We start from the raw sequence: 24,892 nt of genomic DNA, 5'->3' as shown, positions 1-24,892 counted from the left end.
GTTTGAAACGACATACACACAAAGGAGGCAAAAATCAATGAAATCGTTCTTTCGTCGTTCGTTAGGGATCGCCCTGCTTGCCCTCTGGGGAGCCAGCGCCGCGGCTCAGCCAGAAACCGGCGGAGTTCTCCGCTGGCGGCTCATCAACGACCCGCCGTCTCTTGACCCGGTGAACTCAAACATCACCGTGGCCACGCGCGGATCCAACCTCTACTTGGAAACTTTGGCCGAAAGCTCCGCCGACGGGAAACAGATTCTTCCCTGCCTCGCGGAGAGCTGGAAGGCCGAAAAGGACTCCACCGTCTGGACGTTCACCCTGCGCAAGGGCGTTCACTTCCAGAAGACCGTCTTAGGCGAGCCGACCGAGAACGGAGGCCGGGAAGTCAAGGCCAGCGACGTGAAGTACAGCTTTGAACGGCTCGTGAAGATGCACGCCGCCCGAGTGATGTTCGCCAACACCATCACCGGATATAAAGAGCTGAACGACGGCAAAGCGCAGGAGTGGTCGGGCATCAAGGTACTGGACGACTACACGGTTCAGTTCACCTTAGACCAGCCGTACGCGCCGTTCTTGGCCGTGATGACCTACCCGAACTTCGGCATCGTCCCGAAAGAAGACGCTGAAAAATGGGGAAAGGACTTCACGTTCCACCCAGTGGGCACCGGTCCGTTCGTCTTGGCCAAGTGGGATCACGACAACCTCGTCCGCTTTGACCGCAACCCGGACTACTGGCGCAAAGACGATGCCGGCAAACAGCTGCCCTACTTGGACGGCGTCGAGCTGGTCGTCATCCCGGACAACAGCGTGGCGTACCTAGAATTTAAGAAAGGCAATTTGGACGTTCTGCCGGACATTCCCGACGAGTACTACCAAGAAATTACGGCTCAGTACGGCGACGCGCTGCAGGAAATTGCCGGGCTGGACGTCCAGTACTACGGCATGAACGAGAAGGTCCCGCCGTTTGACGACATTCGGGTTCGGAAGGCGCTGAACTACGCGGTCAACCGGGAGGCCATCAACGATCTGGTTCTTAACGGCCGGTACGTGCTCGCCCGCGGCGTTCTTCCTCCCGGCATGCCGGCATACGATCCGGACATGCGGAGCTACTCGTACGACCCGGAGAAGGCAAAAGCCCTGCTCAAGGAAGCCGGTCTGGAGAACTTGGAGTTCACCCTTCACTACAACAATAACCCGCGCCACAAGGCCATCGGCGAGGCGATCCAGGCTCAGCTGAGCGAGCTAGGAATCACTCTGAAACTCTCGTCCTCTGAGGTCGGAGCCCACTACGACGCGGTTCGCCGCGGCGACTACGGGCTGTTCCGCGGCGGCTGGGCCGGCGACTACGTTGACCCGGACAACTTCCTTTACACCCTGTTCCACTCGAAAAACATTGGCCCGCAGGGCAACTACTCCCGCTACTCCGTCCCTGAGGTTGACAAAGAGCTCGACGCCGCCCGCCGGGAGACCGACCAAGCGAAGCGCATGGAGATGTACAAGAAGATTAACCAGAAGATCGTCGACGACGCGGTGTGGCTTTTCCTGTTCTACAGCACCAACAGTCTGGTCTCGAACCCGAACGTGCACGACATTCATCTGGCGTTTTTGGGCGACTACATGACGTCGTTAACCAGCGTGTGGCTGTCTAAGTAACCGCTCGGCGTATCCCAGCGAGTGCAGCAAGTCGTTTCTTTGCCGAGCGCGGCTCGCTCCTGTCTCAGCGTATCCCGCGCGAGTGCGGCAAGTCGGCAAAGTTTCTTTCCCGCCGCTCCGAAAAACGCTTGACGTTCCAACTGAGAATTTTTATACTTTTTTCAGGCATTGCAAAAGCAGTGTCAAATGCTCACAAGGGGGAACTTACTGTGAAAAAGTTTTTGGCTTTCTGCGCGTTAGCTTCCGTCCTCGCTGGGGGAACGGCCTTCGCCGATAAGCCGGCACAGCTTCGTTTTATGGCTGGACCTCCCGGCGGTAACTGGTTTGCCTTGGGCGGCGCTTTGGCCGACCTGTGGACGGCCAACGATCAGCCCACAACCAGCATTTCGGGCGGCGGCGTGTCGAACATCATCAACGCGGACCGGAACAAGGGGGATCTGGGCTTTTCCAACACGTCCATGGTGGCCGTGGCCCAAAAGGGCGGCTGTGCGCCGTTCAACGAGCCGGTCAAGAACGCGTCCATTCTCGCCAACCTGTACACCCAGTACACCTATTTCATCGCCCGCAAAGATTTCGCCGAGAAGAACGGCATCAAGACGGTGAACGATATCGTCGCAAAGAAGATCCCGATCCGCTTCGGTACCCTCAAGACCGGTTCCGGCTCGGAGTTTGTCGTCAACGCGGTGTTCCGCGACGGTTTCGGGATCGACTACCGCAAGGCTATCCCCGAGTGGGGCGGCTCGGTTGAGTACGCTTCCTACTCCGGCGGCGCGGACCTTCTGGCGGACAACCACCTGGACGTGTTCGCGTTCTCGGTCGGCAAGGTCGCTTCCATCGTCATGCAGATCGAGAGCCAGACCGACGTGGTCATTCTCGGCATGGAGCAGGAAACCCTTGACAAGATCGGCGCCGCGATCGGCACGACGACGTTCACCGTCGACCCGGGCATCTACAAGAGCGTCACGAAAGACCCGGTCAAGGTCGTCGGCGACTACACCTGCATTGTCGTCCGCAGCGATCTGGATGACGACGTGGTTTACAACCTGTGCAAGACCATGTACGAGGGACAGGACGTTCTGGCCAAGGCCGTTGTCGATATGAAAGAGCTGAACCCCAAGACTGCCGTTCCCCCGCCCCAATCATCACTCACCCGGGCGCGGTCAAGTACTGGCAGGAAGTTTCCGCTTCCAAATAACCGGCAGCTGAACCGTCTCTTCGACAGGAAGACAGGCCAAGATCCTGTCTTCCTGTCTATTTTTCAGGCCGTCCTTTTCGGACGTCCGAACGAAATGGGGTTTGATTGATGAGAAAATTACAGGGCCCCGTCGCGAAGGCGCTGTACTTGTACGTCTTGGCAATGGGACTTTTTCACCTGTACACCGCCGTCTTCGGCTCGTTTGAGGCATACCTCCAGCGGGCAATTCACCTGACATGGGTGCTTCCCATGGTGTTCGTGCTCTACCCGTTCGCGAAGAACAAGTCCGGCGAGCCTGAGACGTCCGTGCCGTGGTATGACTGGGTTTTGGCGGCCGCGGCTGCCGCGCCCGGCCTGTACAGCATGTTCACCTACAGCCAGATCATCATGCGAATGCAGGGCGTGGACGAGCTGACGACCGTTCAGATCGTCTTGGGCACTGTGCTGATCGTCCTGCTCTTGGAAGGCACCCGGCGCATCGTCGGCCTTCCGATCGTTCTGGTCGCTCTGGCCTTCACGGTTTACACGCTGGTCTGCGACTCTCACTGGCTGCCCTCAGTCCTGCAGGGCGTTCCTACCGAGTACAGCCGAATGGTTGAGGGCATGTACCTGACCGACGAGGGAATTTTCTCGTCGTCTCTGGGCGTTTCCGCCACGTTCGTCATGATCTTCCTGATCTTCGGCGGCTTCCTCGAAAAGAGCGGCGTGGGCGAGTACTTCATGGAGTTCGCTCAGGCGTTCACCGGCACTCAGGCCGGCGGCCCGGCGAAGATCGCCGTGCTCAGCTCCGCGCTGTTCGGCTCCATTTCCGGCTCGGCCGTGGCGAACGTGTACGGCACCGGCTCGTTCACCATTCCCTTGATGAAGCGAATCGGCTACGAACCCCACTTCGCCGGGGCCGTCGAGGCGGTTTCCAGCGCCGGAGGCCAGATCATGCCGCCGGTCATGGGCGCCGGGGCGTTCGTCATGGCCGCCCTGCTGGGCGTCCAGTTCAACAAAATCATCATCGCTGCCGTGCTGCCAGCGCTTCTCTACTACGGCGCCGTCCTGCTGATGGTCCACCTGACGGCGGTGAAAAACGGTCTGAAAGGGCTCAAAGCCTCCGAACTGCCCTCCAAGACGTCGGTCGCCAAACGACTGTACATGATGGCCCCGATCGTCCTGCTGGTCTACATGCTTCTGGCCGGCTACACGCCCATGTACGGAGCCGTCGCGGGCATCGTCACCGCGTGGGCCGTTTCTCTGCCCAACAAGGAACGGCGCATGGGGCCGGTTCGGATCCTTCAGGCCATTCATGACGGCTCGGTCGGCATTCCGATTATCTGCGTGGCCTGCGCGTCTGCCGGCCTCGTGGTGGGCAGCGTCGCCCTGTCGGGCATCGGGTTCAAGTTCGTCAGCGCCGTTCTCTCCATCGCTCAAGGGAGCCGGTTCTTCGCTCTGCTGCTGATCGCGTTAGTGTCGCTGATCCTCGGCATGGGACTTCCCACCACCAGCGCGTACATTCTTGGCGCGGCGCTGGGCGTCCCGGCGTTAGTCAAGCTCCACTTCATGCCGATTGCCGCCCACATGTTCGTGTTCTACTACGCCATCATCTCCAACATCACCCCGCCGGTCGCTCTGGCGGCCTACGCGGCGTCGTCCATCGCCGGGTCTTCGCCCAATAAGACCGGGTGGACGGCCTGCCGGCTGGGATTTTTGGCGTTCGTCATCCCGTTCGCGTTCTGTTACGATCCCGGACTGCTGTTCCAGTTGGGCTGGGGCGAGAACATCCTGTCGATCGTCAGCGGCGTGGTGACGCTGTTGGCCGTGGCGCTGGGCTTTACCGGCTACGCCCGCGGGCCGATCAACATCGTCTGGCGTGCCCTGCTTTTTGCCGGCGCGGCGGTGGCGCTTCACCCGTCCACGCTGTTGTCCTTGGCCGGCACGGCGGTCGTGATCGCGCTGATTTTCCTTTCCAATCTCCCGATGGCTAAGCCTCAGACGGCTGCCGCAACGGGAAATTCGTAAGGCAGCAAGGCAAAAAGCGAGCCGCTTCCGTTTGGAAGCGGCTCGCTTTTTGAACGGTTATCGAGCGGATTCGCCGAGGCGGGCGTGAAGAGCCAGCCAAACGGCCTGAGGCGAGACGCTCGTACGGGTCACCCAGTGGGGAACTTTTGAGGGGATCACGAGCCAGTCGCCGGGAGAAAGAGAAATCGTTTGGAACTGGCCGCTGCCCGAGTCGATTTTGAGCTGAGCGCTCCCCGCGAGGAGACAGACCCATTCGTCTTCGTCCTGAACGTACGGGCAGTCTTGAGGCGTGGTCTGCCCTGCGGAAATGATTCGCTCCAGCGTCAGGCCGGTGAAGTCTTTCAGCAGGACTTCCAGCTTCTCGCCGTTGGCCTGCGGCGCGGCGGGATCGCTGAACAGGCTGCCCCGAATGAGCGGCTTCACCGAGCGACGGCGGCGCCGATGGGATCAACGTACCCCCAGCCGGCGTCCCACGGGAAAAGGATCCAAGTGTCCTGGCTGACCGAGTCGACGCAGTCGTCCACGTAGGGATGGCCGGCCGGTTTGGCGTACACCGAGACGAAGTGGGCGCCAGGCATCATGTTTCGGACGAACGCGGCAGTCCGGCCCGTGTCAACCAAGTCGTCCACGATGAGCGTCCTGTCCGGGTCGCCCGACAGGTCGATGTTCTTCAGGACCTGCAGCTCTCCCTGCTCTCTCAAGCTGTAGCTTGAAATGCACACCGTGTCGACGAGCCGAACGTCCAGCTCCCTAGCTATGATGGCCGCCGGAACGAGCCCACCCCGAGCTATCCCGATGATCCGATCCCACGGCCGGGTGACTAAGCGGCGGGCTAAGCTGCGACAGTCCCTCTGGAGCTGCTCCCAAGAAATTTGAAACGTCTTGTGATACCGATCGGACAAAGACATCGCGTTCCCCTTCCCCTTTGCTCTTGATTTTTTTACCTTACTCTTATAAGATATTTACGTTAAATGTTAACACATTTTCAGCGGGGTCGAGCAGTAGCTATCATTTTACAACAAACGGGGAGGATGGGTTCACGTGAAAAAATCACTTTTGGCGTTTGCGGCGCTTCTGGCTCTGTCACAAGCCGCGTTGGCGTTTGACCCAGTACCGGTCAAGGACATCAAGGCCGGATTCATCTACATTGGCCCCACCAACGACGGCGGCTACACCTACATGCACGAGAAGGGCCGTCAGGAAATGCATCAGGCGTTTCCTGACATGCCGGAGAGCTCTTACGTCGAATCGGTGCCCGAGGGCCCGGACGCGGCGCGGACGATGGAACAGCTGATCCGCCGCGGCAAGTGCAACCTGATTTTCGCCAACTCGTTCGGCTATATGGACTACGTGGTTGAAGAGGCTCAGAAACACCCGGAGGTCATCTTCATGCACTGCTCCGGCTACAAGACGGCGCCCAACATGGGCACGTACTTCGGCAGAATGTACCAGACCCGCTACCTGTCCGGCATGGTGGCCGGCGCGATGGCGAAGAACGACAAGATCGGATTTGTGGCCGCGTTCCCGATTCCGGAAGTCATCCGGGCCATCAACGCGTTCACGCTTGGCGCTCAGGCGATCAATCCCAAGGTCGAAGTGAACGTGGTGTGGATCTACTCGTGGCTTGACCCGGGCAAGGAGAAGGAAGCCGCCAAGGCCCTGATCGACTCGGGCTGCTCGGTGATCGGCATGCACGCCGACAGCGGCGCGACCGCTCAGGCCTGCGAGGAAGCGGGCGTCTACGTGGTCGGCTACGACAACGACATGAGCCAGTTCGCGCCCACCAAGCAGCTGACCGCCGCCATGTGGAACTGGGGCGCCGTCTACACGGCAGTCGTGAAGGCCGTGAGCGAGGGCAAATGGACCAACGAGCCTATTTGGTGGGGCCTGAAGGACGGGGCTGTGAAGCTAGCGCCGATGTCCAAGGACGTTCCTGACGACGTGAAGGCCAAGGTCGAAGCCGCCAAGGCGAAGATCATTTCCGGCGAGTGGGACGTGTTCACCGGGCCGCTGTACGACCAGAAGGGCGAGCTGAAGCTGGCCGAAGGCGAGCGGATGAGCGACGCCGACATGCTGGCGCTTCAGTGGTTCGTCAAAGGCGTTAACGGCACGATCTCCCAGCAGTAGCCCAACGCATTGGGTGCGGCGCACCGGAAGGTGCGCCGCTTTTTTGGGGCCGGTTATTTCTGAACCGGTTCCGGTGTATGATATTTTTAGAAAAGTGCCCGGAAGGAGGCTTCTCATGAACGACACAACTTCACCTTGGCGGGTAGAACTTCTGGACATCACCAAGACCTTCGGCGGCAAAAAGGCCGTGGACAGCGTGACGCTTCGGCTGGCCAAGGGCGAGGTGCTTGCCCTGCTGGGCGAAAACGGCGCCGGCAAGTCCACTCTGATGAACGTTTTGAGCGGCATCTACTGCCCTGACGGGGGAAAGATCCTTCTGGACGGAGTTGTACAGCGCTTCCGCTCGCCCCACGACGCGATTGCCGCGGGCATTGGAATGGTTCACCAGCACTTCATGCTGGTCGAGTCCCAGACGGTTTGGGAAAACGTCGTGCTGGGAACGGCTCTGCCGACGGTGCTGCCCAAGGCGGAAATTATCCGAAAGGTGCAGCGCATTTCTGAGACATACCAGCTGGCTGTCGACCCGACGGCCCAAATCTGGCAGCTTTCCGTGGGCGAACAGCAGAGAGTCGCCATTTTGAAAGCCCTGTACCAAAACGCCAAGGTGCTGATCTTGGACGAGCCGACGGCCGTTCTGACGCCTCAGGAGGCGAACGCCCTGTTCACCACCGTGTCGCACATGACCGCCGAGGGCCGGTCGGTCATCTTCATCTCCCACAAGCTGGACGAGGTGATGGCCGTTTCCAATCGGGTAGCCGTGCTGCGCCGCGGCCAGCTGGCCGGCGTGGAGGACACAGCCGGAACGACGAAGGCCCGGATCGCCGAGCTGATGATGGGCCGCGTGGTTGACCTCGAGCTGACACGGACGAACCGCGAGCCCGGAGAAGCCCTGCTGGAGCTTCAAAACGCTTCGGCGTCGGATGACCGGGGACTCCCGGCTTTTTCAAACATCTCCCTGACCTTGCGGGAAGGGGAAATTCTCGGGCTGGCCGGCGTGTCGGGCAACGGACAGACGGCGCTGTGCCAAGCGATGGCCGGGCTGTACCCCCTTTCGGGCGGCCGCGTGCTTGTCGACGGCGCTGACTTCACCGGCGCGGACCCCCGGTCGTTCATCGACAAGGGGATTCGGTACATCCCGGCGGACCGGCGGGGCGTGGGCATGGTTGGTAACATGAACGCGATTGAGAACTCGGCCCTTCGGCGATACCGGCAGCCCACCGCGGGCAAGGGCTTCATGGGCCTGCGGATGGACTGGCACCAGATGTGGAAGCATACTCTGTCGATTATCAGAAACTTCCAAGTGGACACGCCGTCGGAACACGCGCCGGTGCGCAACCTGTCGGGCGGCAACCTGCAAAAACTCATGATGGGCCGGGAGCTGAGCGACTCCCACCGGGTTCTTCTGGCGATGAATCCCACGTGGGGCTTGGACGTGGCGGCCAGCCGGTTCGTTCGGGAACAGCTGCTGGCCGAGCGGGAGAACGGCCGGGCCATTTTCCTCGTGTCCGAGGACTTGGAGGAACTCCTCGCCCTGTGCGATCACCTGCTGGTCATCTACCGCGGACAGATTACCGGCTCGATTGAGGAGCCAACCGACGCGGACGTGGAGCGAATCGGCCTGATGATGGCTGGCGAAAGCGAGGAAGCTCATCATGCGCTTTGAACGACGGTTTGACACGCCGCTTTGGTGTTCTGTTCTCGTGCCAATTGCATCGCTGGCCGCGGCGCTGGTCGTGTCGGGCGCCTTCTTAACCGCCTTAGGCGTCAGCCCGATCGACGCGCTGAGCGAAATGTGGCTGTCCGCGTTCGGGGACGAGTACGGCCTCAGCGAAAGCCTGACGAAGGCAATTCCCCTGATGATCTCCGCCGTCGGGCTGTGTGTGTGCTACAAGATGTTGGTGTGGAACATCGGCGCTCAGGGGCAGATTATGGCCGGCGCCTTAGCCACCGTCGCGGCGGTCCGCTACCTTCCTCTGGCCTCGTCGCCCCTCCAGTTAGCCCTCATGGCTCTAGCGGCCGCCTTGGCCGGCGGGCTGTGGGCGTCGGTCGCCGGCTTCCTGCGGGCTAAATGGAACGTGAACGAGATCATCAGCACCCTGATGCTCAACTACATCGCAGTGAACCTGAAAGACTTCCTCGTGTACGGCCAGTGGCGGGATCCGTCGAGCCTCGGCTTTCCTATGACGCCGGCGTTCCCGGCCAGCGCTCAGCTCCCGCTGTTAGGGTTCGGCCGGGCCCATTCGGGACTGTGGCTTGCGGTCATCGTCGCTTTGGTGCTCTGGTGGCTTCTGACCTACTCCCGCTGGGGATACGAGATCCGCGTCATCGGCGAAAACCCTCGGGCCGCCCGATTCGCCGGCATTGACGACACTCGCATGATGGTTCGGTCCATGTTCATCGCCGGCGCCCTGTGCGGCTTGGCCGGCATGGTCCATATGGCCGGGCTGGCGCACCGGCTTCAAGGCGCGTTCAGCGCCGACTTCGGCTATACGGCCATCATCGTGGCATGGCTGGCCAACCTGAACCCGCTGGCCGCTCTGCTGGTAGCGTTTCTGATGGGCGGTCTGCTGGTGGGCGGAGAGTCCATGCAGGTGACCATGAACCTGCCCGTGGCGGGAACTCAGGTCATTCAGGGGCTGATTCTGTTCTTCGTCGTGGCGGGCGAGTTCTTTAAGAACTACCGGCTCGTCCGGTTCAGGAGGTGACGCCGTGGATATCCTCGTCGCAATTCTCGCCGCGGCCGTGCGCAGCGGCACGCCGATTCTCTACGCCACGCTGGGCGAAATCCTCACCGAGCGAAGCGGCGTGATGAACTTGGGGCTTGAGGGCCTCATGCTGGGCGGAGCTCTGGCCGGCTTTGCGGTCACAGAGACAACCGGCAGCCCGTGGCTCGGCGTCGCTACCGCGTTCGTCGTCGGGTGTCTGCTCGCTCTGCCCCACGCTTTTCTTTCGGTCACGCTGGGCGGCAATCAGGTCGTCAGCGGCCTGTCGCTCACCATGGTCGGCACGGGGCTGAGCGCCCTGCTGGGCGTGCGCTTCGTGGGCCACACGATCAAGGGCTTTTCGCCCCTGCCAATCCCGGGACTGGCAAACCTGCCGGTGGTCGGCCCGCTGCTGTTCAACCACGACCCGCTGGTCTACGTCTCCTATGTCCTGGCAGCGGCCATGTGCTTCTTCCTCTGGCGAACCCGACAGGGCATGGAACTCCGTGCGGCCGGCGACTCGCCCCGAGCCGCTGACAGCGTGGGGCTTTCGGTCGCCCGAATCCGCTACCTGTACACCTTGCTCGGCGGCGGCATCGTGGCCGTCGGCGGCGCGTACCTGTCGATCTCGTACAACCACATGTGGAGCGAGGGAATGACCGCCGGACGCGGCTGGATCGCCGTAGCGCTGGTGATTTTTGCCATCTGGCACCCGGCCAGAGCCATGCTCGGCGCGTACCTGTTCGGCGGCGTGGAGGCCTGTCAGCTGCGCATTCAGGCGGTGGGGACGAATATCCCCGCGCCGCTGCTGCTCATGCTCCCCTACGCACTGACCATCATCGTCTTAACCGCCATCACCATCAGGAAGGGCAAGGGCATTTCCCTCTCAGCCCCTGCGGCTCTGGGCCAGCCCTTCGCCCGGGAGGAACGGGACTGAATCGGACAAACAGAAGCCGCCGGCGAAACGAACGTTTCGCCGGCGGCTTCTTTATTTTTCGTTATTTTGTCTTCTGGCGGACGAACAGTCCCAGCTCGTCCAACTGGCTGTCTGCGACCGTGTCGGGCGCGTGGCTCATCAAGTCTTGAGCGCGGGCCGTCTTGGGGAAGGCGATGACGTCTCTGACCGACTTGCCGCCGGACAGGAGCATGCACACCCGGTCAAACCCGAGGGCCAACCCGCCGTGAGGCGGCGTGCCGAACTGCAGGGCCTGAAGCAGGAAGCCAAACCGATCGGACGCGGCCTCTTCGGTGAGGCCGATGGCCTTGAAGACCCTCGACTGGACGGAGCTCTCGTGGATTCGGATCGAGCCGCCACCGAGCTCCACGCCGTTCAGGACGATGTCGTACGCCCGAGCGCATACCTCGCCGGGGGCCGTCTCCAGCTTGTCCAAGTCGGATTCGCGGGGCATGGTGAACGGGTGATGCATGGCGCACCACCGGTTGTCCTCTTTGCTCCACTCGAACATCGGGAAGTCGGTGACCCAGAGGAACTTCCAGCCCTCTTCGACCAGCCCGTGAGCGCGGGCCAAGTCGAGACGGAGCTGGCCCAATACGGTGCAGACCAGCTGCCAGTCCCGGTGAGCCATCAGGAAAATCGCGTCGCCCTTGGCGGCTTTCGTCGCCTCAAGCAGCTTGGCTTGGCGCGCTTCGTCCAAGAACTTGCACAACGGGCCCTTGAGGCCGGCGTCCTTGTACTGGAACGCGGCCAGATCGGGAGCGCCCAGCGCCTTGGCGGCGGCGATGACGTCGTCGGTCCCCTTGCGGGAAAGGGACGCGCCGCCGGGAAGGGCGATCGCCTTGATCGTCCCGCCGTCGTCGATAATGGACTGGAACAGCGCAAACCCGGCGCCGTCGAAGACCTCTTTCAAGTCCTGAAGCTCGAAGGGAATCCGCATATCCGGCTTGTCGCTGCCAAACCGATTCATCGCCTCGTGCCAGGTGATCCGTTTGAGTGGAATTGGCACGTCCACGCCAAGGATCTCCTTCCACAGCCCGTTCACGTAGCCTTCCAGCAGGCTGTAAATGTCCTCCTCGGTGAGGAAGCTCATCTCAAGGTCCACCTGGGTGAACTCGGGCTGGCGGTCAGCTCTCAGATCCTCGTCCCGGTAGCACCGAGCGAGCTGGTAGTACCGATCGACGCCCGACACCATCAGAAGCTGCTTGAAAATCTGCGGCGACTGAGGAAGCGCGTAGAAATTGCCGGGCACAAGCCGGGACGGCACCAGATAGTCTCTCGCCCCTTCGGGCGTCGACTTGACCAGCGTTGGCGTTTCAACTTCCAAGAAGCCGTGGGACTCCAAATAATTGCGGGTAAAGTGCGCCGCCGCCGCGCGGGTCCGCAAGAAATGCTGCATTTTATCGCGACGCAGATCCAAGTACCGGCTGGCCAGACGAATGTTCTCGTCCACGTCGTCGGTCTCGTCGCCGATCTCAAACGGAAGCCCCTTTGACGGCGCGAGAACCAGCAGATTGTCCGCCATGACTTCCCATTTGCCCGTCGGCAGCGATTCGTTTTCAGTCCCTTGGGGCCGTACCCGCACCGTTCCGGTCACGGCGACGCAGTACTCGCTGCGCAGGTCGCCGGCCGCCTTATGAACCGATTCGGGACACTGCTCCGGGTTGAACACGGTCTGAACCAGTCCGGTGTGGTCCCACAGGTCGATGAACACCACGCCGCCCAAGTCGCGGCGCTTTCTCACCCACCCGTTGAGCACAACCCGGCTGCCCACCTGACCTTCGGTCACCCGGCCGCAGTACACGGTCCTCTGCCACTTGTTGCTGAAACGCTCCAAAGCCATCATACTCATCCTCCTAAAGGTCGGCGCGCACAAACAGTCGCACCGCCGGTTGAGAAGCCCGCCCCTTTCGGGCGGGCAGGAACGCAGTTGTGCTACTTACCCTCGTCCAGCAGGGCTGCCAAGGCGTTTTCCAGCTCGGACGACTGAACGTCCTTCTGCTCGGCGCTCCTCAGGTCCTTGAGCGCCACCACGCCCCGGGAAATCTCGTCGGCCCCTAAAATGACCGCCGCGGCCGCGCGGCCCGCCAAAGCCTGCTTGAGCTGGGACTTCATCGAACGCTTCTGGTAGTCCATATCGGCGTTGAATCCGGCCCGGCGCAGTCGGTAGAGGATCTCCAGCGCGTCCAGCTTGACAGACTCGTCCAGACAGATCACCTGAGCGTCCACCGACGGCTCAGGGCCAAACGAACAGCCCTGTTCGCCCATCACCAGCAGCATTCGGTCCAGTCCGGCGGCAAACCCGACGCCGGGGACGTGCGGCCCGCCGATGGCCTCCGACAGGTTGTCGTACCGGCCGCCGCCGCACACCGCCGACTGGGCTCCCAAGTCGCCGGACTTCACCTCAAACGCCGTCTTCGTGTAATAGTCGAGCCCGCGGACCAGTGTCTTGTCGGTGCTGTACGGCACTCCAAGCCGGGCCAGCCCTTCCTTCACGGCGGCGAAGTGGTCGGCGCACTCGCTGCACAGCGAGTCGAAAATCGCCGGAGCGCCCGCCACGACCTCGTGATCGGTCTTGCAGTCCAACACCCGAAGCGGGTTTCTCTCCATGCGGGAAAGGCAGGTCTCGCACAGCTCGCTTCGGCGGCTCTCCAAGTAGTCCAGCAGAACTTTTCTGTAGACCGGACGGCAGGCCGGACAGCCGACCGAGTTCACGACCACCTCAAGGTTTTTCATTCCCAAATCGGCGAACAGGTCCACCGCCGTCATGATCACTTCCACGTCGGTCAGAGGGCTGTCGCTCCCCAGCTGCTCAAAGTCAATCTGCCAGAACTGGCGGTAACGGCCTTTCTGCGGCCGCTCGTAGCGAAACATCGGACCGTATCCCCACAGCTTCACCGGCGACGAGCTGCTACCTAGCCCGTTCTCCACGTAGCTGCGCACCATGCCGGCGGTCAGCTCGGGTCGAAGGGTGATGCTCCGTCCGCCCTTGTCGGTGAAAGTGTACATTTCCTTTTCGACGATGTCGGTGGTATCCCCCACCCCGCGCGCAAAAAGCTCGGTATGCTCGAAGACGGGAAGATGCACCTCGCTGTAATGGAACGCTTCAGCCGTCTGCCGGGTCCGACCCAGCACGTAGGCCCATTTCCATGACTCGTCGGGAAGGATGTCCCGAACGCCGCGCGGCGCCTTGACGTTTTCTGCCATCTTCGTTCCTCCTCTTTTCTTTCCGCTTTTTGCCGAATCACAGCGGTCATGAGTGCATTATACCCCACAGGCGGCCCTTGCGGCCGCCCAGTGCGGTGAACGCGAGACAAATAATTGCATTTTATTATAGCCCTAGCAAAAGTCAGCCCCCGGCTGAGTTTTATAGCGACAGAGCCGGAGCGGAAACGTCGGCGCGCCCTATTTGCAGGGAGACGAGAGTACCCGAAGGGCCTCCGGCGCGTCGTCCACGATCAAGCAATCGACAGCTCCGTGCAGCCGCTGCCAGTCGGCAGCGGCATCAGCGCCCCAAACCCGCAGCAGCAGACCGCTTTTCCGGTACTGCTCAAAAAGGCCGGCCATTTTTGTCTGACAACAGGGAATATGCAGAGCTTCGGCGTTCAGGTTTCGGGCTTCGGCCGGCAGATCAAGCGACACGTCGGAGACGAGAAGCGCCAGACGGGCCGCGGCTGACATCCGCCGAACCGCCAACAGGCTCTGGTGGTTAAACGACGAAAAAATCACCCGATCCAGCAGGCCGAACTGCTCCGACAGCTCCAGGACGGCCCGTTCAATCCCTTCGTAGGCCACTCGAGACGTCTTGAGCTCCACGTTAATTTCCAAATTCGTAGAAGCCAGAGCCTGGTACACGTCCGCCAATTCCGGCGCGAAGTCCTGCAAAGGGACTTTGCCAGCCGCTTCTCCACTGCGGCGCAGCTCTTCAAGGGTCATCTGAGTCACCCAGCCGGGCCGGCCTGTCAGCCGAGTTAATTCCTCGTCGTGAATGACCGCCAGCCGTCCGTCACGCGTCAGCTGAACGTCCAATTCCACGCCCGAAGCGCCGCAGGACGCCGCCGCGCAAAAGCCGGATAGGCCGTTTTCACAATGCAGCGCTGGAAGGCCTCGATGCCCCCAAACGACAGTTTTTTTCATGTCACTTCCTCCCTTATGACATCATGAAAAAAGGCGGCAGGCGCTCGGCCCGCCGCCCGTAGGACGTACGGTTACTGGTTCACCAGATTATACTCTGAAATCGCCTTGTTGATGCCGGCGGCCATATCGGTCACAGCCTGTTCGGGCGTCTTTTTGCCGTTCATCGTGTTCTCCAGCTCCTTCTCCTCAATCTGACGAGCTTCGGGGAAAACGCTGAGCAGCGCTCCGGCGTACTGAGGTGCCGACGCGTGCAGCTGGTCAATGGCGGTCATAAACTGGGGGTACTTGGCCACGTTGTCCTTAAAGACCGCCTCATCGTGCGCGGCAACGGTGATCGGGAAATACCCGGTGTGAGCGTTCCAGTACGCCTGGGAAGCCGGGGAGATGAGGAACTTGATGAAGTCCCAGACCAGCGCCTGACGGCCCGCGTCGTCGCCGTCCTTTTTAATGACCCACAGGGACGCCCCCCCGATGGACACGCCGCCCTCGTCATTCGAAGCGACTTTGGGGAAAAAGGCCGTTCCCACGCGGAACTTGTCGCCGACTTCTTTAAGAATCTGTGCCAGAGAGGCAGTCGAACCGAGCGTCATCGCCGATTTTCCGGCGGAGAAGTCCGCCAAACCGGAGTCACTGCCGCTGCCGACGTTAGGCGCCCAACCCGCGTCGTGCAGTTCCTTCCACGCTTCAAGGATTTTCAGACCGGCACCGTTACCGTCGAAGGCCACAGCCGTGGCGGCGGACTGACGGCCGTTGCCGTTATTGGCGTAATCCAGTCCCTGTTTGCCAATCATCTGCTCGAAGAACCAACCGTACATTCCAAGAGAAATTGCCTCGCCGGCTCCGCCCTTCTCCACCAAGTCGCGGCCAGCTTCGCCGATGCCCTCAAGGCTGTCAGGCACCTTCGTCATGCCCGCTTTCTCGAAGATGTCCTTGTTGTAGTACATGATCGGCGTGGACGAGTTAAAGGGCATGGAATACAGCTTGCCGCCGATGGTGTAGTACGCCGCGATATTTGGCTCAACAGCTGAGACGTCATACTTGTCGGCGTCGATAAGATCCTGCATCGGGACGGCCCAGCCTGAGTCGATCATCAGCCGCGTGCCAATATCGTACACCTGAACGATGTCCGGCCCAGCGCCGCCGATCATGGCGCTCTTCAATTTGTTAATCGAGTCGTCGTAATTGCCCTGATACTGAGCCTTGACCGTGACGCCTTTGTCGTTTTTGGCGTTGTATTCTTCCACAAGGTAATTCAGCGCGTCGCCGTTGACGCCGCCCATGGAGTGCCAAAACGTAATTTCCGTCGCCGCCGCGAACCCGCTCATTCCAAAAGCGGCAGCTGCCGCCAGCGCCAAAGCGCCAAACCGAATTTTCATCTGTCGTCCTCCTTCTGATTTTCGTCTCCGATAACCCGCCATTCCCGCACCTTCGGCTCAACTTCGCCGAGCTTTTATAATTTCCAGCAGTTAGCCTTTCACAGCTCCTGCGAACATTCCCCGCACCAGCTGCTTCTCTCCCAGCGCAAATACCAGAATCGACGGCAGAATAACAATGACGACTCCGGCCATCATGAGCGTAATCGACTGGGCGTCCGGGTTGTCCAACATGCCCACGCCGATCTGAACCGTCCTCATCGCCGTATTTCCCGTCACGAGCAGTGGCCACAGGTACATGTTCCACGCGTTTAGGAACGTATAAACTGCCATGGCCCCCACGGCCGGCTTGCTCAACGGCAGCAGCAGCGAAAAGAGGAAACGCCAGTTTGAGCAGCCGCACAGCCGAGCCGACTCGTACAGCGCCATCGGGAACTGGTCGAAAAACTGCCGAAAAAGGAAAATCCCCATAGCCGACGTCAGATACGGCACGATGAGCACTTGGTACGTGTCAATCCACTGCCAGCCGCTGACCATTAAGTAATTGGAAACGATAGTTGCCTCGCCGGGGATCATCATGGTCGACATCACCAGCATGAACGCCCATTCCCGCCCGCGAAACCGAAGAAATGAAAAGGAAAACGCCGCCAAAGCACACGAGACGACCTGTCCCAGCGTAATCAGGCTGGCCACAACAAATGAATTGAACACGAACCGTCCAAGAGGAACGCTCTCCAGCGCGCTAGAGTAATTCGTCCAAGTCGGGTGGGTTGGAAACAGGTTCAGCTTCGTGGTAAACAAATCGCCCGCCGGCATAAACGCCACGGAGACGGCGTACAGAAGCGGCAGCAGAATCAGCGGCGCCGCCAGCAGGTTCAAAATCAGGTACCCGCCTTTCAGCCGCCACGCCCGAAAACGACTCTTCAGCTTCGGGACAGGCTGAGACACGCCGTAACCTTCCATATCAGTCATGGCCTCCCGCTTCGCTTCGACTTAAACATCGCCAGCGTCAGAATCATAATGATGACGAACAGGACGACCGACTGGGCAGCTGCGCTGCCGAACCTGAAATTGAAAAACGCGTCCCGGTAGATCGAGTGAACGATCACGTTCGTCGCGTCCCCAGGGCCGCCCCGTGTCAGCACCCGGACTTGGGCGAACGATTGAAACGCCATGATCACGTTGACCACGAGCGTAAAGAAAAGTATTGGCCGCAACCCCGGCAGCGTCACATAACGAAACTGCTGCCACCGGCTGGCGCCGTCACTGGACGCCCTCTCGTAAAGCGTCTGGTCAATGTTTGCTAAGCCGGCGGAAAAATACAGGAAGTTAATGCCGCTGTTGAGCCACGACGAAATAACCGCCACACAGATAAGGGCCCAAGACGGATCTGCCAGCCAGTTAATAGAAAGGCCTGTCAGCTTGTTGACAACCCCGACCGTCGGGTGAAGCACCACCTTAAAAATCATCGCCGCCGAGCTGGACGCTATCGCCATCGGCATGGCGTACATCGTCCGAAAGAGCCCGCGTCCGGGGAAAGCCGCGTTGCAGAGCAGGGCGGTGCCCAACCCCATCGCCATGCTTCCCGCCACCATTAGGACGACGAAGACCAGCGTGACGAACAGGCTGTTGTAAAATGCGGGCGACTGGAAAAGTGAAATATAATTGCCCAGCCCGACGAAAACTTTCGGCAGCCCCAAGCGGTTTGTCAGAAACAGGCTCAGATAAATCGTCTTAAAAAACGGCCAAAAAAGAAACGTCGCGAACGCTCCCAGAGCGGGCAAAAGAAAAAGCCACGGCTCAACTTTCCGAACGCCCCGAGCAGAGGAAACGATCACGGTTACTCCTCCGCGGCAAGCCGCTCTCCCGACTCGCCGTCAAACACGTGGAGCTTGTCTAGGTCGAACAGAAGGGACATCGTATCCCCCGGCACACAGGGAGTTCCCCGGTCAGCCGTCAGAGCCAAATTCCCCCGCTCGCCCCGGCAATGGAGGACCACCGAAGCGCCCAGCATTTCTCTGGCAACGACTTCCACACGTTCTCCGGATAACCACCAGTTGGCGCCAGCCGGCGGCGTTTCCCAACTGCCGTGCACGTCTTCGGGACGCAGGCCCAAAACAGCCCGACGGATCGAGCGGCGGCGAAGACTCTCAAGGTATTTGCTCGGCGCCGGCAGGAATTTTCCCGACGAGGCAAAGCCAAAAGACAGGCCGTCGGAACTCGCCAACGCGTCGAAAAGGTTCATCGCCGGCAGCCCGATGAACCGAGCCACAAACAGGTTGGCCGGGTTGTCGTACAGCGCCATCGGCGAGTCGATCTGCTGAACAACGCCGTCGTTCATCACCACAATCCGATCGCCCAGCGTCATCGCTTCCACCTGATCGTGGGTCACGTAAACAATCGTCGCTTCCAGCTGGCGGTGCAGCCGGGCCAACTCAACGCGCATGTGGTTTCGGAGCTTGGCGTCCAAGTTTGACAGCGGCTCGTCCATCAAAAACGCCTTGGGACGCCGGACGATCGCCCCGCCAATAGCCACCCGCTGCCGCTGGCCGCCGGAAATCTCGCCGGGCTTTCGAGCCAGCAGAGCTTCCAGGTTCAGCATCTTCGCGGCTTCTTTCACCCGTCTGTCGATCTCGTCCTTCGGCACGCGGCGAATCTTCATGGAAAACGCGATGTTGTCATACACCGACATGTGAGGATACAGGGCATAGTTCTGGAAGACCATTGCCATATCTCGGTTTTGGGGCTCCACGTCGTTCATTCGCCGTCCGTCCATCAGAAAGTCTCCGTCGGAAATCTCCTCCAGCCCGGCGATCATCCGAAGAACCGTCGTCTTGCCGCAGCCTGACGGACCGACGAGCACAATAAACTCCCGGTCCTGAACCGTCAGGTTAAAGTCCTTCACGGCCAGAACGCCCCGAGCGTAGCGTTTTTTCACTCCCTTTAAAACGAGCTGCGCCATACGAATCTCTCCTCTCACTGCCCCACTCTACCTGACGAGAGTTACGACTGTGTCACAAAGACGTTTCACCCGCCCTGCATCTGCACTCAAAGTTGAAATTCCGTTTTCCTGATATCTCCTCATATTCATCAGGGCAGAGCTGATCACCGAACTCAGCGCAAAAAAAGAGAAGCGGGCGCGAGCCCGCTTCTCTTTTTCTCCATCGGAAATTCATCGTTTTATTTTTTGATCCACTTGTCGCTCAGCGCCTGCAGAAAGCCCTCCTGCTTCAACTCGGCGAGCGCTTTGTTCACCGCCGAGATGAACGTCTCGTCTCCCTTGGGCATGGCGAGGGCTTGGCCTGACTCGCCGGCGGCTTGAGTGAACGCCGAAACGATTTTGCCGGCGAAGTCCGCCTGCTTCAGAAACTCGCCAGCTACCGTCTCGTCCATCATCGCCCCGTCCGCCCGGCCAAGAACGACTTCTCTCAGGCAGTCGTCGTACTTCTGGTACGCCCGAACCGACACGCCGGGCTGTCCGCGGAGGAACGTCTCCTGAATCGTCCCAAGCTGAACCGCCATCGTCTTGCCCTGCAGATCGGCCAACGACTTAATCGGCGAGCCGGCGGCGATCACCACGACGCTGGTGGCCCGGTAATACACGTCCGAGAACCCGACCCGCTTCGCCCTCTCCGGCGAGGCGCTCATCCCCGCCGCAATCAGGTCAATTTTGCCGGTCAGCAGAGATGGAATCAGGGCGTCAAAACTCATGTCGCGCCAGACAACTTTTTTGCCCAACTTCTGCCCGATCGCCTCGGCCAAGTCCACGTCGTAGCCCTGCAGTTTTCCGTCCGGGCTCAGGAACTCAAACGGCGGGAACGTGCTCTCCGTCCCGACGACGATTTCCCCTTTGTCCATGACCGATGCGCCCCAAGCCGAGCTTCCCAGCACCGCCGCAGCCAATAGAACCAATGCAGACCCAAGTTTTTTCATTGAAGTAAACCCCCGTTTCTTTTTATTTGTTGATTGAATATAAATATACTTTCGTTCGGGAGTTCTGTCAAGAGGGAACTGAAGTTTCTCTGCAGGACAAGAAAAAAGCCGGGCTTCCCTGAGGGAAGCCCGGCTTTTTTGTTCGACGTTCTGGGACGAATCAGCCGCCCAGATAGGCGCTTTTGACGCGAGGATCGGCCAGAAGCTCTTTCCCCGGCCCGGACAGGGCCATCTCGCCCACCTCGAGAACGTAGGCGTAGTCGGCCACCTTCAGGGCCTGAAGGGCGTTCTGCTCCACCAGCAGGACCGTTTTGCCCTTTTCGTTGATCTGCCGAATGACGTCAAACACTTCTTTGACGAGGATCGGAGCCAGCCCTAACGACGGTTCGTCCATCATGATCAGCTGCGGGTTGCTCATCAGCGAACGGGCCAGCGCGAGCATCTGCTGCTCGCCGCCCGACAGAGTGCCGGCCTTTTGCCATGAGCGTTCCTTCAGCCTAGGGAACAGTTCATACCCGTGCGCCAAGTCGCGCGCCACGCCTTTAGGATCCTTTCGGGTGTAGGCGCCCAGCTTGAGGTTTTCTTCAACGGTCAGCTGGGGGAAAATCCGGCGGCCTTCCGGGCACATGGCAATTCCTGAGCCCAAGACGACTTCCGGCGTCTTGCCCAACAGTTCGGTTCCGTTCCACTGAATGGAGCCGGAACAGCCTTTGAGAAGTCCGGCGATCGCGCGGAGGGTGCTGCTTTTGCCGGCGCCGTTGGCCCCGATGAGGGTGACGATCTGGCCGTCGGGGACTTCCAAGCTGATGCCCCGAACGGCCTTAATGGCGCCGTAGTGAACATGGAGGTCGGTGATTTTAAGCATCCGCGTCATCCTCCTTGCCCAAGTAGGCCTCGATGACCCGCCGGTCCTTCTGGACGTCCGCGGGGCAGCCTTCGCAGATCAGGTTGCCGTGGTCCAGCACCCGAACCCACTCGGATATTCCCATGACGACTTTCATGTCGTGTTCGATCAACAGGATCGTCAGGGAGAACTTGTCCCTGATCGCCCGGATGAAGTCCATCAGTTCCATGCTCTCCTGAGGGTTCATCCCGGCCGCCGGCTCGTCCAGCAGAAGGATCCGAGGACGAGTGGCCAGTGCCCGGGCGATTTCCAGCCGCCGCTGGGCGCCGTACGGAAGGCCAGTTGCCTCATTATCAGCCAAATCGTCCAGCTTGACGGCCCGGAGCAGGTCCATGGACCACTGGCGGATCTCCCGCTCTTCCCTAGCATGGCTCGGAAGGAGGAACGGCGCGGCCCACCACGGCGACGACTGGCGTACCCAGCAGGCGGTCATGACGTTCTGCAGCACCGACGCGCCGGTGAACAGCCGAATGTTCTGGAAGGTCCGGGCAATTCCTTCGCGGCAGATGATGTGCGGCTTAAAACCTGTAATGTCCTTGCCTGCAAAGGTCACCGTTCCTTCGGTCGGAGGATAAAACCCGGTGATGATGTTGAACGCGGTCGTTTTTCCCGCCCCGTTGGGGCCGATCAAGCTGGAGATCGTGCCCTCTTCGAGGGTCATGTTCAAGTCGCCCACGGCGGTCAGTCCGCCGAACCGAATGGTCACGTTCTTCAGTTCCAGCAGGCTGGTCATCGGTCACCGCCCCCTCTCCGAAGGAGCTTTTCCCAGCTGAATTCCCAGTTGCCCATAATGCCCTGCCGGCGGTACAGGATGATCAGCAGCAGCACGACGGAGAAGATCACCATACGCATTCCGGGAATGCCCGGAATCGTCAGCGAGCCGATTGTCATCGGATTTTCAACGAACCGAAGCCATTCAAGCAGCACGGTGATAATCGCCGCGCCGACCATGCTGCCGGTAATGCTCCCCAGCCCGCCGGCCACGACGATCATCAAGATGTTGAACGTGAGCTGGAAGTTGAACATCTTGGGGTCAATAGTGGTGATCAGGCTGCCCTGCAGCGCCCCGCCGACGCCGGCGAAGAACGCGCCGATGGCAAAGGCGATGACCCGGACTCGGAAGGTGTTGATGCCCATCGCCCTAGCGGCCACCTCGTCGTCCCGAACCGCCTTGATCGTGTTGCCGAAGTTGCTTGAAAGCAGTTTGACGATCACGTAGACGGTGATGATCATCCAAACGTAGTTCCAGAACAGGTCGGCATAGGCAGGAATGCCTTTCAGCCCCAGAGCGCCGTTGGTCACCGGCGTGATGTTGGTCAGCACGACCCGGATAATCTCGGCGAAGCCCAGGGTCGCAATGCCCAAGTAGTCGCCGCCCAGCCGGAGCACCGGCAGAGCGATAACCAAGCTGACGAGAGCGGCAATGACTCCGCCGGCAAGGACGGAGACGAAAAACGGCGCCTGCATGACGTTAAACGGCCACATCATCGGCTCCAGAATGTACATCGCGGCTTTCTGGGCCGGAGAGATGATTAAGATTGCCGAGACGTACGCGCCAATGGCCATGAACCCGGCGTGTCCGAGAGAAAACATGCCGGCAAAGCCATACACGAGGTTCAGGCTGAGAGCCAAAATCGCGTTGACGGCCACCAGATTGACGACCCGGACAACATAACGGTCCATGTTGGCATTAATCCAGTACAGCACGGCGGCGAGGAGCACCAGCGACAGAACGGTCAGAGCGCGGGAGGTCTTTTCGAGCGATCGGTTGGAGGAAGTAATCATACCTTGTCCTCCAGTTTCTCACCGAGAAGTCCGGTGGGCTTCACGAACAGGATAAGGATCAGCAGGATAAAGGCGAACGCGTCCCGATATCCAGTCAACGCCGGGAAAAACGCCACGAGAAGGATCTCCAAAAAGCCGAGGGTCAGGCCGCCGATGACGGCTCCCTGAACCGAGCCGATGCCGCCGGTGACTGCGGCGATAAACGCCTTAAATCCCGGCATGACGCCCATGAACGGGTTGATCTGCGGGTAGCGCAGCGCCCACATGATGCCGGCTGCGGCAGCCAAAGCCGAACCGATGCCGAACGTCAGGGCAATGATTCGGTCGACCCGCACGCCCATCAGGCGAGTAGTCTCAATATCCTTGGAGATGGCTCTCATGGCCAGCCCCTGAGGCGTCTTGTAAAGAATCCACAGCAGCCCGACCACCAACAGGAACGTGATGACCGGCACAACGATCGCTAACGGCGAAATACGGATATTACCGAATTTCATGACCTTAACGAGCGGCGCGAACCGGGGCATCGGCTTCGGCACGCCGGTGAATACCACAAGCGCTAAGTTCTCGATAAGGAACGACACACCGATGGCGCTGATCAGGGCAGAAATGCGCGGCGCCTCTCTCAAAGGCTTATAGGCCACCCGGTCAACCAAGATCCCGGCCACGGCCGTTCCGATAATCGCCAGAGGCACGGCGACAGCCCAAGGAAGGCTGGCCGTCCCGACGGCCCAGAACACCAGATACGCCCCAACCATGAAGATGTCCCCGTGAGCGAAGTTAATCAGCCTCAGAATGCCGTACACCATCGTGTACCCGATGGCAATCAGGGCGTACAGGCTCCCTAGGGTGAGGGCGTTGAAACAGTGCTGAATGAACATGTCCATTGTCATTGCCCGCAGTCGCCTCACTTCCGAAAAAAAGGGAAGGCAGAGCCTTCCCTTGTGTCAACAAATATTTTCCCGAACAGAGAGATTAGTCGGTGGCCTGAGTTCCAACGAAGGTGCGCTTGCCGTTGATGATCTGGACGATGCCGACGGCCTTTTCGGCGTCGTGGGTCGCGTTGATGGTAGTCAGACCAGTGGCGCAGGGCAGATCCTTAATCGTGGCAAGCCCTTCGGTGATCTTCTCGGGGTCGGTGCTGCCGGTGCGCTCGATGGCGTCCTTGATCATCAGGTAGCAGTCATATCCAAGAGCGCTCAGCGCGGAAGGCTCGTCGGTGTGGTGCTCATCCCAGTACTTGGTGAACAGCTCGGCGGACTCGGTCTTGCCGGGCATCTCGCGGGCGTACGGAACGGCCGTGAAAGTGAAGCCCTCGCAGGCGTCGCCGGCGATTTTCGCCATTTCCGGGTTGTCCATGGCGTCGCCGCCCATGATCTTGAACTCGCCGCCCAGCTCACGAGCCTGACGCATGATGATGGCGCCTTCGGCGAAGTTGATGGGGATGTACAGGACATCGGGCGAGTGACTGATGATCTCGGTCAACTGAGCGGTGAAGTCCTGGTCGCCGGTCTGGAAGTTGCTGATCGCGACGATCTTGCCGCCCTTCTTCTCGAACGCGTCTTTGAAGAACTTGGCAAGGCCGACCGAGTAGTCGTTGGAGACTTCCTGAAGGATTGCGGCCGTCTTGGCGCCCATCTTCTCGATGGCCCATCCGGCTGCGCCAGCGCCCTGATACGGATCAATGAATCCGGCTCTGAACACGTACTTCTTGCCCATCGTAACCATCGGGTTGGAGCAGGACGTGCCAACCATCGGAATGTGAGCGCTCTCGGCAACTTCTCCGCCGGCCATGGACAGGGAGGAGCCGAACGAACCGATGATCGCGACGACTTTCTCTTTGTCAACGAGCCGCTGAACTGCGTTGGCAGACTCGACCTTGTCGCTCTTGTTGTCGACGACAATCAGCTCAACCGGCCGGTTCATGATTGTCGGGAACTTTTCATGAGCGAGCTGAGCGCCTTCAAGCTCCAGCTGGCCGCCAAACGCGCTGTTCCCTGTCAGGGGAAGATACACGCCAATCTTAATGGGATCCGCAGCAAATGCCGTTCCCATCACCGCGCCAGCTGCAAAAGCCGACAGAGCCAACATCTTCATCCTATTCATCGAGCAATTCCCTCCTCAAG

General features: G+C 60.2%; 21 protein-coding genes and 1 pseudogene. 7 read left to right on the top strand and 15 right to left on the bottom strand.

The genetic code is table 11. The features are described 5' to 3' along the window. Nucleotides 1-37 precede the first annotated feature (37 nt). The 3 genes and pseudogenes from HMPREF1249_RS02555 to HMPREF1249_RS02545 all read left to right on the top strand — a co-directional run bounded on the left by HMPREF1249_RS02555 (nt 38) and on the right by HMPREF1249_RS02545 (nt 4,853). Nucleotides 38-1,651, top strand: a complete 1,614-nt coding sequence (locus tag HMPREF1249_RS02555; protein ID WP_008521618.1) for an ABC transporter substrate-binding protein — start codon at nt 38-40, stop codon at nt 1,649-1,651. Nucleotides 1,652-1,860: 209 nt separating this feature from the next. Further along, nucleotides 1,861-2,846 (top strand): annotated as a pseudogene (locus HMPREF1249_RS02550) (TAXI family TRAP transporter solute-binding subunit). Nucleotides 2,847-2,954: 108 nt separating this feature from the next. Continuing rightward, on the top strand, nt 2,955-4,853 hold the full coding sequence (locus HMPREF1249_RS02545) for a TRAP transporter permease (RefSeq protein WP_021775762.1): 1,899 nt from the start codon (nt 2,955-2,957) through the stop codon (nt 4,851-4,853). Nucleotides 4,854-4,910: 57 nt separating this feature from the next. Here the strand turns inward: HMPREF1249_RS02545 and HMPREF1249_RS02540 are convergent, their stop codons facing one another. Both HMPREF1249_RS02540 and gpt read right to left on the bottom strand, forming a co-directional pair. Next, nucleotides 4,911-5,276, bottom strand: a complete 366-nt coding sequence (locus HMPREF1249_RS02540) for a cupin domain-containing protein (RefSeq protein WP_021775794.1) — start codon at nt 5,274-5,276, stop codon at nt 4,911-4,913. Then, a complete protein-coding gene (gene gpt, locus HMPREF1249_RS02535; protein ID WP_021775802.1) occupies nt 5,273-5,761 on the bottom strand; it encodes a xanthine phosphoribosyltransferase in 489 nt (162 codons plus the stop codon). The genes HMPREF1249_RS02540 and gpt overlap by 4 nt, the downstream gene beginning before the upstream one ends. A 133-nt stretch (nt 5,762-5,894) precedes the next feature. On the opposite strand from gpt, the gene HMPREF1249_RS02530 reads away from it, so the two are divergent. From HMPREF1249_RS02530 to HMPREF1249_RS02515, 4 genes are all read left to right on the top strand, one after another. Then, nucleotides 5,895-6,980 carry a BMP family ABC transporter substrate-binding protein gene (locus tag HMPREF1249_RS02530; protein ID WP_008521623.1) on the top strand — a complete coding sequence of 362 codons (1,086 nt, stop codon included), beginning with the start codon at nt 5,895-5,897 and terminating at the stop codon, nt 6,978-6,980. Between the two features lie 115 nt (nt 6,981-7,095). Then, nucleotides 7,096-8,643 carry an ABC transporter ATP-binding protein gene (locus HMPREF1249_RS02525; RefSeq protein WP_021775803.1) on the top strand — a complete coding sequence of 516 codons (1,548 nt, stop codon included), beginning with the start codon at nt 7,096-7,098 and terminating at the stop codon, nt 8,641-8,643. Next, on the top strand, nt 8,633-9,685 hold the full coding sequence (locus HMPREF1249_RS02520; protein WP_021775772.1) for an ABC transporter permease: 1,053 nt from the start codon (nt 8,633-8,635) through the stop codon (nt 9,683-9,685). Before HMPREF1249_RS02525 ends, HMPREF1249_RS02520 begins: the two co-directional genes overlap by 11 nt. 4 nt (nt 9,686-9,689) lie before the next feature. Continuing rightward, the gene (locus HMPREF1249_RS02515) at nt 9,690-10,619 is read left to right on the top strand and encodes an ABC transporter permease (RefSeq protein ID WP_008521626.1); all 930 of its coding nucleotides are present in this window, start codon (nt 9,690-9,692) and stop codon (nt 10,617-10,619) included. A 61-nt stretch (nt 10,620-10,680) separates the two neighbouring features. On the opposite strand, the gene aspS is transcribed toward HMPREF1249_RS02515, so the two are convergent. The 13 genes from aspS to HMPREF1249_RS02450 all read right to left on the bottom strand — a co-directional run bounded on the left by aspS (nt 10,681) and on the right by HMPREF1249_RS02450 (nt 24,872). Next, nucleotides 10,681-12,480 carry an aspartate--tRNA ligase gene (gene aspS / locus HMPREF1249_RS02510; RefSeq protein WP_039873136.1) on the bottom strand — a complete coding sequence of 600 codons (1,800 nt, stop codon included), beginning with the start codon at nt 12,478-12,480 and terminating at the stop codon, nt 10,681-10,683. A 92-nt stretch (nt 12,481-12,572) separates the two neighbouring features. After that, nucleotides 12,573-13,844, bottom strand: coding sequence for a histidine--tRNA ligase (gene hisS / locus HMPREF1249_RS02505; protein ID WP_021775790.1), 1,272 nt, complete (start codon nt 13,842-13,844; stop codon nt 12,573-12,575). Nucleotides 13,845-14,042: 198 nt separating this feature from the next. Next, entirely contained in the window at nt 14,043-14,774 is a 732-nt protein-coding gene (locus HMPREF1249_RS02500; protein WP_008521629.1) for a glycerophosphodiester phosphodiesterase family protein, read from the bottom strand. A 71-nt stretch (nt 14,775-14,845) separates the two neighbouring features. Then, a complete protein-coding gene (locus HMPREF1249_RS02495) occupies nt 14,846-16,150 on the bottom strand; it encodes an ABC transporter substrate-binding protein (RefSeq protein WP_008521630.1) in 1,305 nt (434 codons plus the stop codon). A gap of 90 nt (nt 16,151-16,240) precedes the next feature. Further along, on the bottom strand, nt 16,241-17,119 hold the full coding sequence (locus HMPREF1249_RS02490; protein WP_008521631.1) for a carbohydrate ABC transporter permease: 879 nt from the start codon (nt 17,117-17,119) through the stop codon (nt 16,241-16,243). After that, a complete protein-coding gene (locus tag HMPREF1249_RS02485) occupies nt 17,116-17,985 on the bottom strand; it encodes a carbohydrate ABC transporter permease (RefSeq protein ID WP_008521632.1) in 870 nt (289 codons plus the stop codon). Before HMPREF1249_RS02485 ends, HMPREF1249_RS02490 begins: the two co-directional genes overlap by 4 nt. Before the next feature lie 2 nt (nt 17,986-17,987). After that, nucleotides 17,988-19,109: an ABC transporter ATP-binding protein gene (locus HMPREF1249_RS02480; protein ID WP_008521633.1), complete on the bottom strand. Its 1,122-nt coding sequence runs from the start codon at nt 19,107-19,109 to the stop codon at nt 17,988-17,990. Nucleotides 19,110-19,327: 218 nt separating this feature from the next. After that, nucleotides 19,328-20,080: a transporter substrate-binding domain-containing protein gene (locus tag HMPREF1249_RS02475; protein WP_008521635.1), complete on the bottom strand. Its 753-nt coding sequence runs from the start codon at nt 20,078-20,080 to the stop codon at nt 19,328-19,330. A gap of 160 nt (nt 20,081-20,240) precedes the next feature. Beyond that, the gene (locus tag HMPREF1249_RS02470) at nt 20,241-20,945 is read right to left on the bottom strand and encodes an ABC transporter ATP-binding protein (RefSeq protein WP_021775791.1); all 705 of its coding nucleotides are present in this window, start codon (nt 20,943-20,945) and stop codon (nt 20,241-20,243) included. Continuing rightward, nucleotides 20,938-21,717: an ABC transporter ATP-binding protein gene (locus tag HMPREF1249_RS02465; RefSeq protein WP_008521637.1), complete on the bottom strand. Its 780-nt coding sequence runs from the start codon at nt 21,715-21,717 to the stop codon at nt 20,938-20,940. The genes HMPREF1249_RS02470 and HMPREF1249_RS02465 overlap by 8 nt, the downstream gene beginning before the upstream one ends. Then, nucleotides 21,714-22,769 (bottom strand): branched-chain amino acid ABC transporter permease, encoded by a 1,056-nt coding sequence (locus tag HMPREF1249_RS02460; protein WP_021775793.1) that lies wholly within the window; start codon nt 22,767-22,769, stop codon nt 21,714-21,716. Before HMPREF1249_RS02460 ends, HMPREF1249_RS02465 begins: the two co-directional genes overlap by 4 nt. Next, nucleotides 22,766-23,659: a branched-chain amino acid ABC transporter permease gene (locus tag HMPREF1249_RS02455; protein WP_021775810.1), complete on the bottom strand. Its 894-nt coding sequence runs from the start codon at nt 23,657-23,659 to the stop codon at nt 22,766-22,768. Before HMPREF1249_RS02455 ends, HMPREF1249_RS02460 begins: the two co-directional genes overlap by 4 nt. An 82-nt stretch (nt 23,660-23,741) precedes the next feature. Then, nucleotides 23,742-24,872: an ABC transporter substrate-binding protein gene (locus HMPREF1249_RS02450; protein WP_008523159.1), complete on the bottom strand. Its 1,131-nt coding sequence runs from the start codon at nt 24,870-24,872 to the stop codon at nt 23,742-23,744. Nucleotides 24,873-24,892 lie beyond the last annotated feature (20 nt).

Source organism: Jonquetella sp. BV3C21 (assembly GCF_000468895.1).
Lineage (GTDB): Bacteria > Synergistota > Synergistia > Synergistales > Dethiosulfovibrionaceae > Jonquetella > Jonquetella anthropi.
The sequence above is the reverse complement of the archived record's forward strand: the minus strand, read 5'-3'. Positions and strand labels throughout refer to the sequence as shown.

What these genes read in the sequence shown, in the direction of transcription:
- HMPREF1249_RS02555 (WP_008521618.1), top strand. Translation starts at nt 38, where the DNA reads ATGAAATCGTTCTTTCGTCGTTCGTTAGGGATCGCCCTGCTTGCCCTC.
- HMPREF1249_RS02545 (WP_021775762.1), top strand. Translation starts at nt 2,955, where the DNA reads ATGAGAAAATTACAGGGCCCCGTCGCGAAGGCGCTGTACTTGTACGTC.
- gpt (WP_021775802.1), bottom strand. Translation starts at nt 5,761, where the DNA reads ATGTCTTTGTCCGATCGGTATCACAAGACGTTTCAAATTTCTTGGGAG.
- HMPREF1249_RS02525 (WP_021775803.1), top strand. Translation starts at nt 7,096, where the DNA reads ATGAACGACACAACTTCACCTTGGCGGGTAGAACTTCTGGACATCACC.
- HMPREF1249_RS02520 (WP_021775772.1), top strand. Translation starts at nt 8,633, where the DNA reads ATGCGCTTTGAACGACGGTTTGACACGCCGCTTTGGTGTTCTGTTCTC.
- aspS (WP_039873136.1), bottom strand. Translation starts at nt 12,480, where the DNA reads ATGGCTTTGGAGCGTTTCAGCAACAAGTGGCAGAGGACCGTGTACTGC.
- hisS (WP_021775790.1), bottom strand. Translation starts at nt 13,844, where the DNA reads ATGGCAGAAAACGTCAAGGCGCCGCGCGGCGTTCGGGACATCCTTCCC.
- HMPREF1249_RS02500 (WP_008521629.1), bottom strand. Translation starts at nt 14,774, where the DNA reads ATGAAAAAAACTGTCGTTTGGGGGCATCGAGGCCTTCCAGCGCTGCAT.
- HMPREF1249_RS02495 (WP_008521630.1), bottom strand. Translation starts at nt 16,150, where the DNA reads ATGAAAATTCGGTTTGGCGCTTTGGCGCTGGCGGCAGCTGCCGCTTTT.
- HMPREF1249_RS02490 (WP_008521631.1), bottom strand. Translation starts at nt 17,119, where the DNA reads ATGACTGATATGGAAGGTTACGGCGTGTCTCAGCCTGTCCCGAAGCTG.
- HMPREF1249_RS02480 (WP_008521633.1), bottom strand. Translation starts at nt 19,109, where the DNA reads ATGGCGCAGCTCGTTTTAAAGGGAGTGAAAAAACGCTACGCTCGGGGC.
- HMPREF1249_RS02475 (WP_008521635.1), bottom strand. Translation starts at nt 20,080, where the DNA reads ATGAAAAAACTTGGGTCTGCATTGGTTCTATTGGCTGCGGCGGTGCTG.
- HMPREF1249_RS02470 (WP_021775791.1), bottom strand. Translation starts at nt 20,945, where the DNA reads ATGCTTAAAATCACCGACCTCCATGTTCACTACGGCGCCATTAAGGCC.
- HMPREF1249_RS02465 (WP_008521637.1), bottom strand. Translation starts at nt 21,717, where the DNA reads ATGACCAGCCTGCTGGAACTGAAGAACGTGACCATTCGGTTCGGCGGA.
- HMPREF1249_RS02460 (WP_021775793.1), bottom strand. Translation starts at nt 22,769, where the DNA reads ATGATTACTTCCTCCAACCGATCGCTCGAAAAGACCTCCCGCGCTCTG.
- HMPREF1249_RS02455 (WP_021775810.1), bottom strand. Translation starts at nt 23,659, where the DNA reads ATGACAATGGACATGTTCATTCAGCACTGTTTCAACGCCCTCACCCTA.
- HMPREF1249_RS02450 (WP_008523159.1), bottom strand. Translation starts at nt 24,872, where the DNA reads ATGAATAGGATGAAGATGTTGGCTCTGTCGGCTTTTGCAGCTGGCGCG.